The sequence below is a fragment of the Azospirillum sp. A1-3 genome, assembly GCF_023806445.1.
In the GTDB taxonomy this organism is placed as follows: Bacteria; Pseudomonadota; Alphaproteobacteria; order Azospirillales; family Azospirillaceae; genus Azospirillum.
Window position 1 is genome coordinate 983,954 of sequence record NZ_JAMSLU010000001.1, and the last position, 18,115, is coordinate 1,002,068.

At 68.0% G+C, this 18,115-nt stretch carries 16 protein-coding genes; 11 read left to right on the forward strand and 5 right to left on the reverse strand.

Going from position 1 to position 18,115, the window contains the following annotated elements; genetic code table 11:
- Nucleotides 1-60: 60 nt before the first annotated feature.
- Nucleotides 61-855 carry a glycosyltransferase family protein gene (locus tag M5E06_RS04730; RefSeq protein WP_252137332.1) on the reverse strand — a complete coding sequence of 265 codons (795 nt, stop codon included), beginning with the start codon at nucleotides 853-855 and terminating at the stop codon, nucleotides 61-63.
- On the reverse strand, nucleotides 852-3,755 hold the full coding sequence (locus M5E06_RS04735; RefSeq protein ID WP_252137333.1) for an SLBB domain-containing protein: 2,904 nt from the start codon (nucleotides 3,753-3,755) through the stop codon (nucleotides 852-854). The genes M5E06_RS04730 and M5E06_RS04735 overlap by 4 nt, the downstream gene beginning before the upstream one ends.
- 253 nt (nucleotides 3,756-4,008) lie before the next feature.
- Between M5E06_RS04735 and M5E06_RS04740 the strand changes: the two genes are divergently transcribed.
- Both M5E06_RS04740 and M5E06_RS04745 read left to right on the forward strand, forming a co-directional pair.
- Entirely contained in the window at nucleotides 4,009-5,043 is a 1,035-nt protein-coding gene (locus M5E06_RS04740) for a histone deacetylase family protein (protein ID WP_252137334.1), read from the forward strand.
- A gap of 92 nt (nucleotides 5,044-5,135) precedes the next feature.
- Nucleotides 5,136-5,729 carry a putative metalloprotease CJM1_0395 family protein gene (locus M5E06_RS04745; protein WP_252138513.1) on the forward strand — a complete coding sequence of 198 codons (594 nt, stop codon included), beginning with the start codon at nucleotides 5,136-5,138 and terminating at the stop codon, nucleotides 5,727-5,729.
- Between the two features lie 42 nt (nucleotides 5,730-5,771).
- Here M5E06_RS04745 and aguB read toward each other — a convergent pair whose 3' ends face one another.
- A complete protein-coding gene (gene aguB, locus M5E06_RS04750; protein ID WP_252137335.1) occupies nucleotides 5,772-6,680 on the reverse strand; it encodes an N-carbamoylputrescine amidase in 909 nt (302 codons plus the stop codon).
- Nucleotides 6,681-7,218: 538 nt separating this feature from the next.
- Between aguB and M5E06_RS04755 the strand changes: the two genes are divergently transcribed.
- Nucleotides 7,219-7,734 carry a MarR family winged helix-turn-helix transcriptional regulator gene (locus M5E06_RS04755; protein ID WP_109157549.1) on the forward strand — a complete coding sequence of 172 codons (516 nt, stop codon included), beginning with the start codon at nucleotides 7,219-7,221 and terminating at the stop codon, nucleotides 7,732-7,734.
- Nucleotides 7,735-7,819: 85 nt separating this feature from the next.
- Here M5E06_RS04755 and M5E06_RS04760 read toward each other — a convergent pair whose 3' ends face one another.
- Nucleotides 7,820-9,133 (reverse strand): pentapeptide repeat-containing protein, encoded by a 1,314-nt coding sequence (locus M5E06_RS04760; protein ID WP_252137336.1) that lies wholly within the window; start codon nucleotides 9,131-9,133, stop codon nucleotides 7,820-7,822.
- Between the two features lie 188 nt (nucleotides 9,134-9,321).
- Here M5E06_RS04760 and phoU point away from each other — a divergent pair, with 188 nt between their 5' ends.
- Both phoU and M5E06_RS04770 read left to right on the forward strand, forming a co-directional pair.
- Nucleotides 9,322-10,041 (forward strand): phosphate signaling complex protein PhoU, encoded by a 720-nt coding sequence (phoU, locus tag M5E06_RS04765; protein ID WP_252137337.1) that lies wholly within the window; start codon nucleotides 9,322-9,324, stop codon nucleotides 10,039-10,041.
- Between the two features lie 276 nt (nucleotides 10,042-10,317).
- Complete coding sequence (locus M5E06_RS04770; protein ID WP_252137338.1) at nucleotides 10,318-12,564, forward strand: anthranilate synthase; 2,247 nt, start codon at nucleotides 10,318-10,320, stop codon at nucleotides 12,562-12,564.
- A gap of 51 nt (nucleotides 12,565-12,615) precedes the next feature.
- Here the strand turns inward: M5E06_RS04770 and M5E06_RS04775 are convergent, their stop codons facing one another.
- On the reverse strand, nucleotides 12,616-12,864 hold the full coding sequence (locus M5E06_RS04775) for a DUF2312 domain-containing protein (RefSeq protein ID WP_012973951.1): 249 nt from the start codon (nucleotides 12,862-12,864) through the stop codon (nucleotides 12,616-12,618).
- A gap of 385 nt (nucleotides 12,865-13,249) precedes the next feature.
- On the opposite strand from M5E06_RS04775, the gene M5E06_RS04780 reads away from it, so the two are divergent.
- The 6 genes from M5E06_RS04780 to M5E06_RS04800 all read left to right on the forward strand — a co-directional run bounded on the left by M5E06_RS04780 (nucleotide 13,250) and on the right by M5E06_RS04800 (nucleotide 18,113).
- Nucleotides 13,250-14,398 (forward strand): Re/Si-specific NAD(P)(+) transhydrogenase subunit alpha, encoded by a 1,149-nt coding sequence (locus M5E06_RS04780; RefSeq protein WP_252137339.1) that lies wholly within the window; start codon nucleotides 13,250-13,252, stop codon nucleotides 14,396-14,398.
- 26 nt (nucleotides 14,399-14,424) lie between these two features.
- Nucleotides 14,425-14,844, forward strand: coding sequence for an NAD(P) transhydrogenase subunit alpha part 2 (locus M5E06_RS04785; RefSeq protein WP_252137340.1), 420 nt, complete (start codon nucleotides 14,425-14,427; stop codon nucleotides 14,842-14,844).
- 4 nt (nucleotides 14,845-14,848) lie between these two features.
- Nucleotides 14,849-16,243 (forward strand): NAD(P)(+) transhydrogenase (Re/Si-specific) subunit beta, encoded by a 1,395-nt coding sequence (locus tag M5E06_RS04790; protein ID WP_252137341.1) that lies wholly within the window; start codon nucleotides 14,849-14,851, stop codon nucleotides 16,241-16,243.
- Nucleotides 16,244-16,342: 99 nt separating this feature from the next.
- Nucleotides 16,343-16,630, forward strand: a complete 288-nt coding sequence (locus tag M5E06_RS04795; protein ID WP_252137342.1) for a DUF1330 domain-containing protein — start codon at nucleotides 16,343-16,345, stop codon at nucleotides 16,628-16,630.
- A 142-nt stretch (nucleotides 16,631-16,772) separates the two neighbouring features.
- Nucleotides 16,773-16,901 carry a hypothetical protein gene (locus M5E06_RS35460; protein WP_256379244.1) on the forward strand — a complete coding sequence of 43 codons (129 nt, stop codon included), beginning with the start codon at nucleotides 16,773-16,775 and terminating at the stop codon, nucleotides 16,899-16,901.
- 183 nt (nucleotides 16,902-17,084) lie between these two features.
- Complete coding sequence (locus M5E06_RS04800; RefSeq protein WP_252137343.1) at nucleotides 17,085-18,113, forward strand: ABC transporter substrate-binding protein; 1,029 nt, start codon at nucleotides 17,085-17,087, stop codon at nucleotides 18,111-18,113.
- Nucleotides 18,114-18,115 lie beyond the last annotated feature (2 nt).

Below are 18,115 nucleotides of genomic sequence, written 5' to 3' on the forward strand. Positions count from 1 at the left end.
ACCATTTGTGCGTATCAATGGCCCGTTCGGGTGGAAGTGGGAGGATCTATGCAAAAGACGTTATGTTTCCGGGCGCCGGAAACGTAATTTCGCGTATGCTGAGGGAAAATAATGACGCACTGCCAGCGCGACTCGCTGAGCCGCGGCGACCGCCGCTGCGCTTGCCGCTCCACAGCGGTAATGGCATCGGCGAATCGCGGCTTGCTCTCGCCGGCCCGCGGCGGCATCGCGTTGTGACAGGCCGCCGGGGGCGAACAGGCAGACGGGCCAGCGCAGCCGCACCGCCTCACCGCGGCCAAGAACGGCAAGCGTGAAGGCGTAATCGGCTGCGATCCGATAGCGGGGGTCGAAGCGAAGGTCTGCCAGAGCGGAAACCCGGTAGATCATGGCCTGATGGTGAGTGAACATACCCAGCGGCGCCCAGCGGTGCGACCGGGCGCGCTTCAGGAGGATACGTCCGTCCCCCTGCCGCTCCAGCGCATCGCCGTAGAGAAGGGCGCAGCCGGGGTGCCGGGCGATGGCCTGCAGCAGGCGCGGCGCGCTGTCCGCCGCCGCCAGCCGGTCGCCGGCGTTCAGAAACAGGGCATGGCTGCAGTCCAGCCGACGGGCGGCGTCGAGCAGGTCGTTCATCGCGTCGTACAGCCCCGAGTCGGGACACGACCGCCACCAGAGCGGACTCTCGGCATGGGCGGTCAGCCACTCCGCGGTTCCGTCGGTGGAGGCGCCATCGGCCACCAGCCAGACGACATCGCGGCCCAGTTGACCGCGCAGGCTGTCATGGGTGTCGGCCAGCCCGGCGCGGTCGTTGCGGACCACGGTCAGGATGGCGAGGCGGGGAGGGGCGGGCGCCGTCATCGCGTGATCACCGAGATCGAGGCGGCCGTGATCGCCAGCTGGCTCAGGATGTTGCCGACCGCCTTGGTGGCGTCCAGACCGTCGAAGGGGCGTGGATCGCGCGGCACCACCAGGATCGAACCCGGCGGAATCGTGTCCACCCGGTGGTTCCAGGAGGACAGCGCCAGCGGCCGGGCCCGCCCGTCGGGCAGGACCAGGAAGCTCCGGCCGGTGTCGGCATCGCGGGTGGTGCCACCGGCCTCGCCGAGATAATCCTCCGCCGTCTTGCCGCTGACGAACTGCGCGGCGGTGGGGTGCAGCACTTCGCCCGAGACCGCCACGGTCAACGGCCGTTTCGGGATCAGGATGCGGTCGTCGGGCTCCAGCAGCGGGTCCAGCTCCGGCCGGCCGCGCAGGACGGCGGGGTCCGCCTCGACCACCACGCGGCCGAGCGGTTCGGCGCCGCGGAGCTGGGCGGCGAGCTGGCGGGCCAGTGCCACATTCTCCGCCTTCACCGGCTCGCCCTTCTCCATCTCCAGCGCCAGCGTCCGTTCCAGCTCGCGGGCTTGGCGTTGGAACTGCTCCTTCTCGCGGCGGCGCTCGCTCTCGCGGGTCAACACCGCCCCGGCGGGATAGGCGTCGTCCAGCAGGCCGCCGGCCCGCGCGATCAGCGAGGACAGCGTCTCGCCGCGGCCGATGTCGTAGCGGCCGGGGCGGCGCACCGCCCCTTCGATGGCCACGGCGCGCGATTCCAGCGCCTGCGGCCGCGGATTGATCCGCAGCGCATCGCCGGGGCCGACCGAGCGGGAGCCGTCGCGGGAAAGGTCGATGCTGCTGCGTGTGCCATTGACGGCCGTCAGTTCCGCCACCGTCGGGTCGGCATCGGCGGACAGCCCGCCGGCCGCGGCGATCAGCGACTCCAGCGGCGTGCGGTCGGCGACCGGGTAGCCGCCGGGATCGCGCACCGCACCGCGCACCTGGACCGTCCGCTCGCCGATCACCGCGACGATGGCGGGATCGAGCACGGCGGCCAGCATCGCCGGCTCGCTGTCGCCGTCCGCTTTGTCGTCGGTCGCTGCCTCCGCAGGCTTTTCCAGGCTGCGGATGTCGTCGGCGGCGAACAGGTGGATGCGGTCGCCGTCGGCCAGTCCGCGATCCGCCCGCCCGGCGGCAACCTCCTGCGGAGAAAAGGGCAGATAGAGCCGGGTCAGGGTCCGCCGGTCGTATCGCTCGACGATGCCCAGCAACGGATAGACATCGCGCCTCAACAGCTTGCCGTCGCCCAGCGCCTTGCGCAGCGTGGTTCCGGCGCCCAGCCGGCGGGTGCCGGGGTGACGGACATGGCCGATAAGCTCGTACTGCGGCGCTTGCGACTCGACGATGGTCTCGCGGGCGCCGGCGCTCTCCGTGCCATCGGCCACTGGATAGAAGCCGGGGCGCGGCACGCCGGTAAGGCGCAGAACCGAATGGCGTAGGGCCAGTGGCAGCAGGTCTGGCACCGCGGCGAACAGCGGCGGACAGGGTGTGCGGGCGCCGGTCAGTGTGGCGGCGGCGCGGGCCTGCGGTCCGGTGGCGAGCGGCCCAGCCGGTTCCGCCGCCAGGGTCCTGGCGAGGGCGACCAGCCCGGGGCAGGCATCCTGCGGCGGCTGCCGGTCGCCGCGCAGGATGGCCAAGACCGGCTCCGAGGTCAGGAAATCTACGTCCGCGCTCCCCAGCACATACAGCGTGTCGCCTTCGGCCAAGTCGCGGCGGTCCCGGCCGTTCAGGACGGCGGACAGGGCGACCGGCCGCAGCTCACGCGCACCGGTGGCGGAGATGGTGCTTTCCAGGGCGGCGAAGGGCAGATAGGGATCGGGGCGCAGATCGGTGCGGGACAGCAGTCCGGGCAGCGTCTTCGCCCGGCTCCAGGCGCGCGGGCCGGGACGCAGGACATGCCCCTCCAGCCGCACCTCGCCGCGGCGGTCCTCGCGTTGCGGGGCGAGCAGCAGCAGGTCGCCGTCGGCGAAGCGTTTGGCTTCGGCGTCCGCAACCTCCTCCGTCGTCTCCTCGCCGGTGGGACCGATGCCGAACCGGAGGAGCCGCCCCTGGCCGGGCCGCAGCGAGCCGCCGGCAAGGTCGCGCAACTCCGCCGCCGACAGCGGGCCGCCGCCGGGCGGAAGCTCGTAGATTCCCGGCCGTTTCACCGGGCCGGCGACGGCGACGGTGGCGCCCAGCGGCGGGACGAACAGGCGGTCGCCGTCGCGCAGCGGCATGTCCGCATTGCCGGAGGCACCGGCGATCTGCAGGGCATAGAGGTCGATGGCGACGCTGCCGCCCGCCCGCATCAGCCGCACGGCGCGCAGGCTGCCGCCACGCTCCACCCCACCGGCGGCGGACAGCGCGTCCAGCACGGTGGCGAAGGCGCTGATCTCCTGCCGGCCCGGCCGGCGGACCACGCCGGTGACCAGAACGCCGATCCGCCGCACTTCCGCCAGCGAGGCGAAGGCGTCGGTGCTGGGCCATGTGGCGGCAGCGGCAGCGGCAAGGTCCCGCCGCAGGGCATCCAGCGTCAGGCCGGCGGCGGTCAGCGGGCGCAGGTCGTCCACCACCAGCTGCCCGTTGCGGTCGATGGTAAAGCGCTTGCTGAAGGATTTCTGGCCGCGCAGGGTCACCAGCACGGCGTCGCCGGTGTTCAGCACGTAATCGCCCTGAATGGCGCCGGGGGCTGCGTCCGCCCCTGCGGCATCCGCGGCAGGGCCGAACAGGTCATAGCCGAATTGGCGCAGCGACTCGCCGGCGCGGGCGGAGAAGGCAGCTTCGAGGGGAGAAGCGATAGAGTTTGCGGCGCTTCCAGGCGATTGCGGCAATGGCTGGTCAGTTCGCGTCGGCCCGGCGGCCAACACGGCGCAAGCCCACAAAACCGGCGCCATTCCCGGCACCATTCGGGCGAATATCCTGCACGCAGCAGCCAGCATCGATGTCCAATAACCCAATCCACCACCCGCACAACGCGAGCTGAAGGCAATGAACACTATTGCGTGCGTTCGACCGAAAGGCAATGGCCCGCATCCGGGTCGCCATGCAAAAGGGCATCGTCCATCGTCCCGTCAGCGGGTCTATGATGATCCGAACTGCGCCGGCCCGGACAGCTCCTGGCGGCGGAACAGTCGTGGAACAATCAGGGAAACCAGTGGCGTGATCGTCATTCACAGCGAAGAGCACCGGCTGCAGGCCGGCCGGTCCGAACTCAACGACGGCCAGCTTGTGCCCTGTTACGAGAAGCCGGCCCGTGCCGACATCGTGCGGGCGCGGATCGAGGCGGTGGGGCTGGGCCCGATCATGGAACCCACCCGTCACGGCATCGCGCCGCTGGAACGGGTGCATGACGCCGGCTATCTCAGTTTTCTGCAGACCGCTTGGGACGACTGGGTGAAGGAACATGGTGCCGACATCGACGCGCTGCCGTTGAACTGGGTGGCGCCGGGCATGTCGCGGCGCCGGGTGCCGCGCTCCATCGACGGGCGACTCGGCTTCTACTCCTTCGATGCCGGAACGCCGATCACCGCCGGGACATGGCGGGCCGCCACCGCCGCCGCCGACAGCGCGCTGACCGGTGTCGACCGCCTGCGGGCCGGCGATCGCAGCGCCTTCGCGCTGTGCCGTCCGCCCGGGCACCATGCCGGCCATGCCTTCTACGGCGGCTATTGCTTCCTGAACAACGCGGCGATTGCGACGCAGTCCCTGCGCGACGGCGGGGTCGCACGGGTGGCGGTGCTGGACGTCGACTATCACCACGGCAATGGCACGCAGGAGATTTTCTGGGAGCGCGGCGACGTGCTGTTCGTGTCGATCCACGCCGATCCGGCCGACGAATTCCCCTATTTCTGCGGCCATGCCGACGAGACCGGGGCCGGGGCGGGGGAGGGAGCGAACCTGAACCTGACGCTGCCCTGGGGGACCGATTGGGACGGCTATGCCCAGGCGCTGGCCGCCGCCGCGGCGCGCATCCGTGCCTTCGGTGCCGACGCGCTGGTGCTGTCGCTGGGGGCGGACACCTATGGTGGCGACCCGATCTCCCGCTTCCGGCTGCTGTCGGAGGATTTCCTGCGCATGGGCGCGGCCATCGCCGGCATCGGCCTGCCGACCCTGTTCGTGATGGAGGGCGGCTATGCCGTCGACGATCTCGGCGTGAATGTCGCCAACGTCCTGACCAGTTTCGAGCAGGGCTGAAGGCGGCGATCGCGGCATAACGGCGGTCGCACCATTGCCGGTGCGGCCGAATCGTCCTAAATTAAGGGGAAGTTCGGCCTCTTTTCTTGAGGATGCGGGCGGTGGCTGCCGACCTTTCCATCACCAGCCCGTCCATCGGGACCTATGCCACCCCACGCAGCCAGCCGCTGCGGCGGGATGGGAATGCCGCGTCGGACGGCGGGAAGGACAGTGCCGAAGGGAAGGGGCAGGGCGGCGGCTCCACTGACACCGTCACCCTGTCCGACGCGGCACAACAGCAGGTCCAGAAGCTCAAGCAGGCCGACACCAGCGTCCGCCAGCACGAGGCGGCGCATCAGGCGGCCGGCGGCGCCCAGGCCGGCGGTGCCTCCTTCACCTTCACCCGCGGGCCGGACGGCAAGAACTACGCCACCGCCGGCGAGGTGCCGATCGACGTCAGTCCCGAATCGGAGCCGACCGCCACCGTCGCCAAGATGGAGCAGGTGAAGGCTGCGGCTCTTGCCCCGGCCGACCCGTCGCCGCAGGATTTGCGCGTCGCCGCGCAGGCGGACGCGGCGAAGCTTCAGGCCCAGTCGGAACAGCGCCGGCAGGGCGGTGACACCGCGTCCGGACGGGCGGCTGCCGCCTATGGCGCGGCACAGGCCTTGGGCAATTCCGCCGGAGCGGGGAGGGGGCTGACGGTCTGACGCCGCGCGGCGTCGGCACTTACTCCGGGTTCCCCGACCCGATCAGCGCCGCGGCATCGTTTCGCCGTCCAGCGTCAACAGGGCGCCGTACAGCTCCGGACGACGGTCGCGGAAAACGCCCCAGGAGGCGCGCTGTGCCGCGATCCGGTCGAGGTCGAAGCTCGCGGTCAGCACCGTCCGGCTCTCACGGTCGGCCTGCGCCACGATCTCCCCCTGCGGCCCGGCGATGAAGGACGAGCCGTAGAAGGTCAGTGCGCAGCTTTCCCCCTGCTCCACCCCGACGCGGTTGGAGGCGACCAGCGGCATCAGGTTGGCGCCGGCATGGCCCTGCATCACCCGTGTCCAATGACCCTGGCTGTCGATGGAGGAATCCTGCGGCTCCGACCCGATGGCTGTGGGGTAGAGCAGGATCTCCGCCCCCTTCAGCGCCATGACGCGGGCGGTCTCCGGGAACCACTGGTCCCAGCAGATGGCGCAGCCGACGGTGGCGTAACGGGTCTTGAATACCTGGATTCCAGTGTCGCCGGGGCTGAAATAGAACTTCTCCTGATAGCCGGGGCCGTCGGGGATGTGGGACTTGCGGTAGACGCCCAGCAGGCTGCCGTCGGCATCGACCATGGCCATCGAGTTGTAATAGGCGTTGCGCGCCTTCTCGAAGAAACTGACGGGAATCACCACCGACAGCTCGCGGGCCAGCGCCTGCATGCGTCCGATCACCGGATGCCCCTCGGCCGGAGCGGCCAGTTCGAACAGCGACTGCTTCTGGTCCTTGCAGAAATAGGGGGTCTCGAACAGCTCCTGCGGCAGGATGATCTGCGCGCCCTTGGCGGCGGCCTCGCGAATCAGCGATTCGACGCCGTCGACGTTGGCGGCACGGTCCCAGCTGCAGGCCATCTGGGTGGCGGCGACGGTGACGGTACGGGACGAAGGAACGGTCGGCGAAGCGGTCATTGCGGGCTCTCGGCTCCTGTGTGAAGGCGGTTTGCGTACTCGTGTGACCAAAGGCCGCATCCTATGCAAGCCGTTGGAAGGGGTTTATCAACAATTTAGCGAAATATTCACATTGCACGATCGGTGCCGCACGAACTGCCAAGTAATACCGATCCAATTGGCAATCATCATATCGATCATCATATGCGGATATGGTGCCCGTTGGTCGCGCCAAAAAGATGGAGGCGACACAAGGCGGCCATGCGAAGCATCGAATGAGACGTTCTGCTTATGCTGACGGTGTTCGGTGGGGCCGGGGGTGACATATCATTGCATGTCGGTGATTGCAGGCCGCGCAATTGATTTGCGCTTTGCACACAACACGTTATGATTGGATGACGCAGCCATGCCCCTTCGTGTCAAGGTGGTGTTACCAGACAGGCATGGACCCGACGGACACGATGCCGCAGCGTCGCCTCGACAGGTGACTGCCCGGCGGTCGGCGCCGGTCGGCGTGGGTGGTTGCGGGTATGGGAACGACGGCAGAGAGATTGTCGGTATGGAGGCGTCTGTCAAGGGGTGGGGGCCCGAACGCCCCGGCGAGTCGGAGGACCAGGCCGGTTCGGCCGACGGTGCTTTATCGTTCGTCGTCCGGGAAGTGAATCGCGCCTTCGCCCGCGCCCTGCAGACGCGCATCGCGCGGTCGGGGGTCAGCATGGGGCAATGGTTCTTCCTGCGCGCCCTGTGGGAGGAGGACGGCCTGACCCAGCGGGAGTTGAGCCACCGCGTCGGCATGATGGAGCCGACCACCGTCACCGCGGTCAACGTGATGGAGGCGCAGGGGCTGGTCCAGCGCGTCCGCAACAGCCACGACCGCCGCAAGATGAACATCTTCCTGACCGACAAGGGCCGGGCCCTGCGCGACACGATGATGCCCAGCGCCTCCGAGATCGCCCAGATCGCCATTGACGGCATCGCGCCGGAGGAACTGGACGTGACGCTGGACGTGCTGCGCCGCGTCGGTGCCAACCTCAACGCCGCCTCCGCCGCCGCCCGGGAGAGCGAGGAAGAGTAGCGTCGGCGGCGGCAGACGGCCATCGCCGCCACGGGCCGAGGCCGCTACGGCGGATCAATCACCGTCCAGATCACACGCCGTCGGATCAGTCGTCATCCGGATCCGGCGGCGGCGGCAGGCTGGCGCCGGTCAGATTGGCGCCGGAGAATTTCGCGTCCTGGATGTTGGCGTCGCTCAAGATCGCCCCGGTCAGGTTGGCATTGCTGAAGTCGCAGTCCGACAGGTTGGCCCCGCGCAGGTTGGTGCGGACGCAGGAACTGCCGGTCAGCCGCGCCCCGGTCAGGTTCGCCGCCCACAGCCGCCCGGTCGGCTGGCCGTCCGGCCCCTTGATGTCGACCCAGCCGACTCCGGCCCCGTCCAGCCGCACCCCGTCCATGTCGGCGCCGCGCAGATTGGCGCCGTCCAGGATCGCCGCGCTGAAATCGGCGCCGGCCAGCACGGCTTCGGAGATGTCGCACATGATCAGCAGCGCCTCGCGCATCTTGGCGCCGCTGAGATTGGCCCGTTTCAGGTTGGCGCCCGATAGGTTCACCCCGGTCAGGTCGATGTGGCTGAGGTCGGCGCCGGTCAGGTCGGCCCGTGCCCCCATCGTGCCGTTGGTGTTGATCCAAGTGTAGTGGCTGTGCAGGGCCTGCTGGATCTGGACCGAGAAATTGTCGGCCGACCGCGCCAGATTGGCGCCGGTGGTGTCGGCCCCGGTCAGATCGGCGCCCTCCAGCTTCGCGCCCTGCAGATCGGCATTGCGCAGGTTGGCGCCGGCCAGCATCGCGCCGGTCAGATTGGCGTCGCGCAGCACCGCGCCCTGCAGGTTCACGCCGGACAGGTTGCTGCCGCGCAGGTCGGCGCGGGCGAGATTGCAGTTCTTCATGCTGGCGCGCATCAGCGTGGCGCCGGTCAGCAGCGCGCCCTCGCAATCGGCGCCGTTCATCGACACGTCGGTCAGGTCGGCGCCCGACAGGTTGGCGTTGGTCAGCGACGCATCGTCGAAATCCGTCCCTGTCAGGTCGGAGCGGACGAAATCCAGCCCCTTGCCGTTCTTGCCGCCCTGTCCGCCATAGAGCAGCGCGCCGCCGCGCAGATCGGCCTCGCGAAGGATGGCGCGCTTCATCTTGGCGCCGCGCATGTGGGCGCCGCGCAGGTCGGCGCGGTACAGGTTGCAACCGGACAGATCCGCCTTCGTCAGATGGGCGGCGAACAGGTCGGCGGTGCTGAGATTGGCGTTGGACAGGTCGCAATGGGACAGGTTGGCGCCGGACAGCTTGCCCTGCGCCAGGTTCACCCCGGACAGGTTCGAGCCTTCCATGTTCGCCATGGTCAGGTTGGCGCGCGAACCGCCCGACTTGTTCTTCAGCCAGCGCTCGTGCTTTTCCAGCACGGCAACCAACTCGTGCGGTGTCATCGGTCCGGTCCGGTCTGCATGGTTGCGTGGTCCATCGATAGACCAGTGTCCGGAAATAATCTATGCCAAAGGTTAAAGCCGCCTCCAGTGCCGAGGCGGCTTGGCGACGGCGCCGCCGGGCCCCATCTGCGGGGCGTCGGGTGCAGCACCGCCTGCAACAGGCCAGTCATAATGGGGAGTTGGGGATCATGTCGGGTGGACACACGCTTGCGGCTTTCGACACCGAGCTGGCGGCCCTGCGCAGCGCCATCGACCGGATGGGCGAACTGGTGGAGCGGCAGGTCGGGCTGGCGCTCGATTCGCTGGCCGGCCCCGATGCCGAGATCGCGGGCGAGGTGCTGAAGGGCGATGCCGAAATCGACCGGCTGGAGATGGAGGTGGAGGCGATGACCGTCCGCCTTCTGGCCCTGCGCCAGCCGATGGCGAAGGACCTGCGCGAGATCGTCGCGGCGCTGAAGATCGCCTCGAACCTGGAGCGGATGGGCGATTTCGCCGGATCGGTCGCCAAGCGGGCGGTCACGCTGGCCACACTGCCGGTGGCGCCGCCGGTCGCCTCGCTGGTCCGCATGGGACGTATGGTGCAGGCGATGATCGGCGACATGCGCCGCGCCTACACCGAACAGAATGCCGACCTCGCCGCCGCCGTCCGCGATTGCGACGGGGAGGTCGATGCCGCCTATACCGCTCTGTTCCGCGAATTCCTGACCTACATGATGGAGACGCCGGCGCAGATCACCGGCTGCACCCATCTGCTGTTCGCCGCCAAGTCGATCGAGCGCATCGGCGACCACGCCACCAACGTGGCGGAGAACATCAGCTTCCTGGTCAAGGGCCGGCTGCCGTCGGACGAGCGCCGCAAGGAGGACCTCAGCAGCTACGCCGTCGCCCCGCCGCGGGAAGGTGCCTGACAGGGAGTGCTTGACAGGCGACCCCGCCCTGTGTTGCGGTTGCTGCCATGAACATGTCCTCGCCCCTCCTATCGCAGCATTGGTGGTGGCCCGTCTCCCACGGGCCGGCCTGGCAATGCGCTTAAGCGTGGATTGAGAAGAAAAGGCCGCCCGGTGCATCCGGAGCGGCCTTTTTCCTGACCCGACACAGCGGGTCATCCAGCGGAAGAACGGACAGGCAGGCGGAAGCACCGGGCGGCGTCACCGACAAGACGCCCGAACCGGAGCACCGCCGTCATGATCCCGTCCCACCTGTTCCTCGCCGACCCCGTCTTCCTCGAACCCGTCGCTGCCGTGACCGGCGGTGGTCTTGGTCTGCGCCGCACCGCCGAGCCGGTGGCGATTGCCGAGTCGGTCGATGCGCACGTCACCGCGCTCGACGAACGGCGCGGCCTGCTGCTGTCCGGCGGGGTGGAGGCACCCGGCCGCTACCGGCGTCAGGCACTGGGTTTCGTCGATCCGCCGCTGTCGGTGACCGCGCGCGGGCGCACGGTGCGCATCGACGCGCTGAACCCGCGCGGCCGGCTGCTGCTGCCTGCCGTGGCCCGCGCGCTGGACGGGCACGAGGCGCTGGTCGGTCTGGAGGTCACCGCCGGGCGTGTCACCGCCCTGGTGCGCCGCCCGGCGGGCGTCTTCGCCGAGGAGGAGCGCAGCCGCCAGCCCTCCGTCTTCAGCGTGCTGCGGGCGCTGATGGCGTTGTTCGCCTGCCCGGAGGAGCCGTTCCTGGGGCTCTATGGCGCCTTCGGATATGACCTCGCCTTCCAGTTCGAGGCGATCCGGCGCCGGCTGGAGCGGCCGGACGACCAGCGCGATCTCGTGCTGTATCTGCCCGACCGGCTGCTGGTGGTCGATCACGCCGCCGGGGTGGCGCGGCGCTTCGCTTACGAGTTCGTGGTGGATGGCGTCTCGACGGAAGACATCGCCGGCGGCGGACGGGCTCACGCCTACCGCCCCGACACCAACGCCGCCGCGGAGTGCGACCATGCCCCGGGCGAGTACCAGCAGGTGGTGCGGGCGGCGAAGGAGGCGTTCAACCGCGGTGACCTGTTCGAGGTGGTGCCCGGCCAGACCTTTGCCGAGCCCTGCGCCGAAAGCCCGGCCACCATCTTCCGCCGCCTGCGCACGGCCAACCCGGCCCCCTACGAGGCGCTCATCAATCTGGGTGACGGCGAGTTCCTGGTCGCTGCCAGCCCGGAAATGTATGTGCGCGTCGGCAGTCGGCGGGTCGAGACCTGCCCGATCTCCGGCACCGTGGCGCGCGGGGGTAACGCGATGGGCGACGCATCGCAGATCCTGACGCTGCTGAACTCCGCCAAGGATGCGGCGGAGCTGACCATGTGCACCGATGTCGACCGCAACGACAAGGCGCGGGTGTGCGAGCCCGGTTCCGTCCGCGTCATCGGCCGGCGGATGATCGAGCTGTATTCGCGGCTGATCCACACCGTCGATCATGTGGAAGGGCGGCTGCGCGATGGCTTCGACGCGTTGGACGCCTTCCTCACCCACAGCTGGGCGGTGACGGTGACCGGCGCGCCGAAGCGCTGGGCCATGCAGTTCCTGGAGGATACCGAACGGTCGCCGCGCCGCTGGTATGGCGGAGCCTTCGGCCGCATCGGCTTCGACGGCGGGATGGACACCGGGCTGACCCTGCGCACCATCCGCATGAAGGACGGCATCGCCTTCGTCCGCGCCGGCGCCACGCTGCTGTCAGACAGCGATCCGGATGCGGAGGATGCCGAATGCCGGCTGAAGGCGTCAGCCTTCCTCGACGCGGTGCGTGGCGAGGGCGCTGGGCCGCGGCTGTCGGTGGTCCAGGCCGGGGTGAGGCGGAGCGGGGAGGGCAGGCGGGTGCTGCTGGTCGATCATGACGACAGCTTCGTCCACACGCTGGCCGACTATTTCCGTCAGACTGGCGCCAGCGTCACCACCCTGCGCCATGTCCACGCGCGGGCGGCCGTGCGCAGCGACCCGCCCGACCTGCTGGTTCTGTCGCCGGGACCGGGGCGGCCGGCCGATTTCGATGTCGGCGGCAGCGTGCAGGCGGCGCTCGACCTCGGCGTGCCGGTGTTCGGCGTTTGCCTGGGACTGCAGGGGATGGCCGAGCATTTCGGTGCGGAACTGGAGCGCCTGCCGGAGCCGATGCATGGCAAGGCCTCGCCCCTGCGTCACCAGGGTGGTGGGCTGCCTATCGGGTTGTTCGAGGGGCTGCCGCAGGGGATGCGGGCGGGGCGCTACCATTCGCTGGTGGCGCGGCGCGACAGCCTGCCGCCGGACCTGCGGGTAACCGCGGAGACGGAGGACGGCACGGTGATGGCGATCGAGCACCGGACGCTGCCGCTGGCCGCGGTGCAGTTCCATCCCGAATCGATTCTGACTCTTGACGGCGCCGCCGATGGTGGGGCCGGGCTGGCGCTGATCGCCAACGTGATGGAACGGCTGGCCGGGCGCGTCAGCGCGGTGCCCGAACGCGAAGCGGCGGCCTGAAGAGGCCGCCGCTTCGTGACTTCGATGGAGGAAGAGTGACGGGGAAACCCGTCACTCCACCATGCCCAGCGCTTCCTTGTAGAGTTCCAGGATGGCTTCCTGCTCCTGGCGGTCGGCCTTGTCCATCTTCCGCAGGCGGATGATCTGCCGGATGATCTTGGTGTCGAAACCGGTGCCCTTCGCCTCGGCATAGACTTCCTTGATGTCTTCCTGCAGACCGCGCTTTTCCTCTTCGAGACGCTCGATGCGTTCGACAAAGGACTTCAGGCGATCCGCCGCGATGCCGCCGACGTCGGACATGGCAAAACCTCAAACGATGGGGGTGTTCGGGAACGGGGCGGGACAATATCGGCGGGCGGGGGGAATGGCAAGCCGGCGATGCGCCGCGGACACGCACGGCAGAGGTCCGGCTGCGTCATCGCGTCGCGACCATTCCTTCGTACAAGCGTCACCGTCGCCGGAGTTTGAACAGCTCATGGCTGATTTGTCTTAATGTATGAAACAATCGTACGATGGGCTTAAGCAGCCATTCCCTTTGTTGCGGCGCACCCAATAGGCTGGTATTACCATCGGTGGGTTCGGCTTCACAAAGGCACATGGATACGGCATGTATGCACGTCGTCTGGGCCGATGATCCATGGGGGATGCCGGGATCGGCGTATCTGAGGCAGGGGAGTTTTATCTAATGAAAGTCGCCATTCCAAAGGAGCGACGTGCGGGCGAACTTCGCGTGGCCGCCTCACCGGAAACGGTGAAGAAACTGAAGGGTTTGGGACTGGACGTGGTGGTGGAGAGCGGGGCCGGTCTCGGTTCCAGCATCACCGACGCGGCCTATGAGGCGGCGGGGGCGTCCATCGCCGCCGACGAGGCGTCGGCACTGGCCGATGCCGACATCGTGCTGAAGGTGCAGCGGCCGCTGATCGCCGGCGAAGGGGATGTGGACGAACTGTCGCTGATCCGCAAGGGTGCGCTGCTGTTCGCCATCCTCAATCCCCACAACAGCCGCGACCATGTGAAAGCCTACGCCGATGCCGGCGTGAACGCCTTCGCCATGGAGTTCATGCCGCGCATCACCCGCGCCCAGGTCATGGACGTGCTGTCCTCCCAGGCCAACCTCGCCGGCTACAAGGCCGTCGTCGATGCCGCCAGCGAGTATGGCCGCGCCTTCCCGATGATGATGACTGCCGCCGGCACCGTTCCGCCGGCGCGCGCCTTCATCATGGGCGTCGGCGTCGCCGGCCTGCAGGCCATCGCCACCGCCAAGCGGCTCGGCGCCATCGTCTCGGCGACCGACGTGCGCCCGGCGGTGAAGGAGCAGGTGCAGTCGCTGGGCGGCAGCTTCGTCGCCGTCGAGAATGACGAGTTCAAGCAGGCGGAGACCGCCGGCGGATACGCCAAGGAGATGTCCGACGACTACAAGCGCCAGCAGGCCGCTCTGGTCGCCGAGCACATCAAGAAGCAGGACCTCGTCATCACCACCGCGCTGATCCCCGGCCGCAAGGCGCCGATCCTGGTGACGGCGGAGCATGTGGCATCGATGAAGCCGGGGTCGGTGATCATCGATCTGGCGGTGGAGCAGGGCGGCAACGTCGAGGGCGCCAAGCTGGGTGAGGTGGTGACCACGGCCAACGGCGTGAAGATCGTCGGCCATGCCAACTACGCCAGCCGCATCGCCGAGAGCGCCTCGCTGCTCTACGCCAAGAATCTGCTGGCGCTGCTGACGTCGCTGCACGGCAAGGACACCGGCGTGGCCGTCAACTGGGACGACGAGATCGTCAAGGCCATCGCGCTGACCCGCGACGGCGCCGTCGTCCACCCCGCCTTCGCCGGCTGACCGGGCGCCTGAGGAGACTTACCGCAATGGATCAGACCCAACTGTCCGCCCGTATTGCCGAGCTGAAGGCGAACCTCGCGGCGCTGAGCCAGCAGGCCGACCTGCTGGCCGCCCAGGCCGCGCACACCGCGCAGCCCGTTACCGAGGCCGTCGGCGGCCATGGCAGCTTCTTCGTCACCGGCCTGACCGTGCTCGTGCTGGCCTGCTTCGTCGGCTATTACGTCGTCTGGCGCGTCACCCCGGCCCTGCACTCGCCGCTGATGGCGGTCACCAACGCCGTGTCGTCGGTCATCATCGTCGGCGCCCTGATCGCCGCCGGACCCGCCGGCTTGGACTTCTCCAAGGTCCTGGGCTTCCTCGCCGTCATCCTGGCGTCCGTCAACATCTTCGGCGGCTTCCTCGTGACCCAGCGCATGCTCTCCATGTTCAAGAAGAAGGGCAAGTAAGACCATGGAAACCTTGTCGGCCCTTCTCTATCTCGTCGCCTCCATCTGCTTCATCATGGCGCTGCGCGGGCTGTCGAGCCCGGAGACCTCGCGCCAGGGCAACATCTACGGCATGGTCGGCATGACCATCGCCATCCTGACCACGCTGGCCTCGCCCATCGTCCAGTCCTATTGGATGATCGTGCTCGGGATCGCCATCGGCGGCGCCATCGGCTACGTCGTCGCCAAGAAGATCGAGATGACGGCGCTGCCGCAGCTGGTCGCCGCCTTCCACTCGCTGGTCGGTCTGGCCGCCGTCTTCGTGGCGCTCGCCGCCTTCTACTCACCGGCGGCCTATGGCATCGGCCTGCCCGGCGCCATCGCCAAGGGTTCGCTGATCGAAATGGCGCTCGGCACCGCCATCGGTGCGATCACCTTCACCGGCTCGCTGGTTGCCTTCGCCAAGTTGCAGGGTCTGGTCACCGGCAAGCCGCTGGTCTTCCCGATGCAGCACCCGCTGAACGCGGCGCTGGGCGTGCTGACCGTCATCCTGATCATCTGGCTGGTGCAGTCGAACTCGTCCGCCGCCATGTGGCTGATCATCCTGGTGGCGCTGGCGCTGGGCTTCCTGCTGATCCTGCCGATCGGCGGCGCCGACATGCCGGTCGTCATCTCGATGCTGAACAGCTACTCCGGCTGGGCGGCCTGCGGCATCGGCTTCACCCTGCAGAACAACCTGCTGATCATCACCGGTGCGCTGGTGGGCTCCTCGGGCGCGATCCTGTCCTACATCATGTGCAAGGGCATGAACCGCTCGATCTTCAACGTCATCCTCGGCGGCTTCGGCGGCGAGAGTGCTGCGGCGGGCGGTCCGGCCAAGGGTCCGCAGGGCAGCGTCAAGGCCGGCTCGGCCGAGGATGCCGCCTACATCATGAAGAACGCCCAGTCGGTCATCATCGTTCCCGGCTATGGCATGGCCGTCGCTCAGGCCCAGCACGCCCTGCGTGAAATGGCCGACGTGCTGAAGCATGAGGGCGTGGATGTGAAGTACGCCATCCATCCGGTGGCGGGCCGCATGCCCGGTCACATGAACGTGCTGCTGGCTGAGGCCAACGTGCCCTACGACGAGGTGTTCGAGCTGGAGGACATCAACCGTGACTTCGGCACGGCGGATGTGGCCTTCGTCATCGGCGCCAACGACGTGACCAACCCGGCCGCCAAGACCGATCCGACCTCGCCGATCTACGGCATGCCGATCCTGGATGTGGAGAAGGCCAAGACGGTGTTCTTCATCAAGCGCGGCATGGCCGCCGGCTACGCCGGTGTCGAGAACGAGCTGTTCTTCCGCCCCAACACCATGATGCTGTTCGGCGACGCCAAGAAGGTCACCGAAGAGGTCGTGAAGGCGATGGAAGCCTGACCGGCATCCATTGCAGTTGACCGGAACGGGCGCGGGAAGCAAGGCTTTCCGCGCCCGTTTCTTTTGGGCCGAAAAACGACAAGAGAGGATGCCGAGACCATGACCGCCTACATCATTGCCGACGTGCGCGTGACCGACCCCGTCGCCTATGAGGTCTACAAGTCGCTGACCCCCGACGCGATCGCCAAGAACGGTGGACGCTTCATCAGTCGCGGCGGCGAGACTGCGGTGCTGGAAGGCGACTGGCAGCCCAACCGGATCGTCGTCCTGGAATTCCCGGATGTGGCGGCGGCCAAGGCCTTCTACGACAGCCCGGAGTACCGCAAGGCCCGCGAGGTGCGTCGCGATGCCGCTGATTTCAAGATGATCGTGGTCGAGGGTCTGTAACGAACGGCCGGCGCCGTTACCGTCGGTTACACAACACCGTCCGTGGGACACACCGCAGCAACACGGCGCCGCTATCGCTTACCGTCACCGAGAGACGGCGGCTTATCCCCGCCGTCCCCCCCACAGTGACGGAAGCCGGGCCATGGACGATGACGACCTCTGCGAACCGTTCGATTCGCACCTCACGCTCTGGACTCGCATCGCGGTTGCGATCCTGTTGGTGGGGGTATCGCTCTGCGGCGTGTCGCTCTACCTGCTGACGGAGAGTTGAGGCCGTACCGCCCAAGCCGCGCCAAACCCACGATTTCTGCGGCTTTTCGGAGGATACCGACGCAATAATAACAAAATATTTTTGTGTGATATTGAATTCCCTTTTCCAATTATGTGGAAATCGCTCTTCTCCATCCGCGCAATCGTGCTAAATAGCCTCGGAACCCCAGTCGAGGACGATCCGATGCTCCGCACGACCCGCCGCTTCACCCTTGCCGCCCTCGTTGCCCTTGGAACGGCCGCCGCCGTCTTGCCTGGCACTGCGCGGGCCGCCGATCCGGTGAAGCTGGAAATCGGCTACATTCCGATCCTGGCGGCGTCGCCGCTGTTCATCGTCGATGGGCAGGGCTGGGCCAAGGATGCGGGGATCGAACTGAAGCTGACCCGCTTCGAATCCGGCCCGCACGCCATCCAGGCGATGGCCGCCGGCAAGATCGACCTGCTTTATGCCGGCGTCGCCCCGGTGCTGGTCGCCCGCACCAAGGGCGCCGACATCTCGGTCATCGCCAATTCGGCGGTGGAGGAGATGGTGGTCGCCGCGCGCGGTCCCTTCGCCAAGGCGTTGGGCGCCAACCCGACCGCGGAGTCCTTCAAGAAGTTCGCCGCCGATACCGGCCGCAAGCCGAAGTTCGGCACCCAGCCGCCGGGTTCCGTTCCCGACACCGTGCTGAAGTACTGGCTGTTCAAGGTGGTGAAGGTCGATCCCGCCGACGTCGAACTGGTGCCGATGGGCATCGAGAAGACGCAGCAGGCCCTGCTGGCCGGCGCGCTCGACGCCGCCACCATCCGCGAGCCGACGGTGACCGTCACCCGGCAGATGGATCCGAACGTGGCGCTGCTCGCCACCGGCGCCCAGATGTTTCCGAACCAGCCCGGCACTGTGGTCTCCGCCCGCGCGGAGGTGCTGAAGGCGCATCCCGACGCCATCAAGGCCCTGCTGAAGGCCCACATCCGCGCCGTCGACATGATCGCCAAGGATCCGGCCACCTCGGCGAAGGTGGTGAACAACTATCTCGGTAAGGGCCTGCTGGAGCCGGCGACGCTGGAGGCCGCCTTCAAGGGGCCGGGGTCCAACTTCCTCGCCGACCCGCACAAGGTCGTCCCGGCGGTCGAACAGATGATGGCCTACACCAAGGAGATCGGCTCGGCCAGCGAGACGGTTCCGGTGGCCGAGGCCTTTGATTTCAGCTTCTACGACGCCGCCGCCAAGTAAGC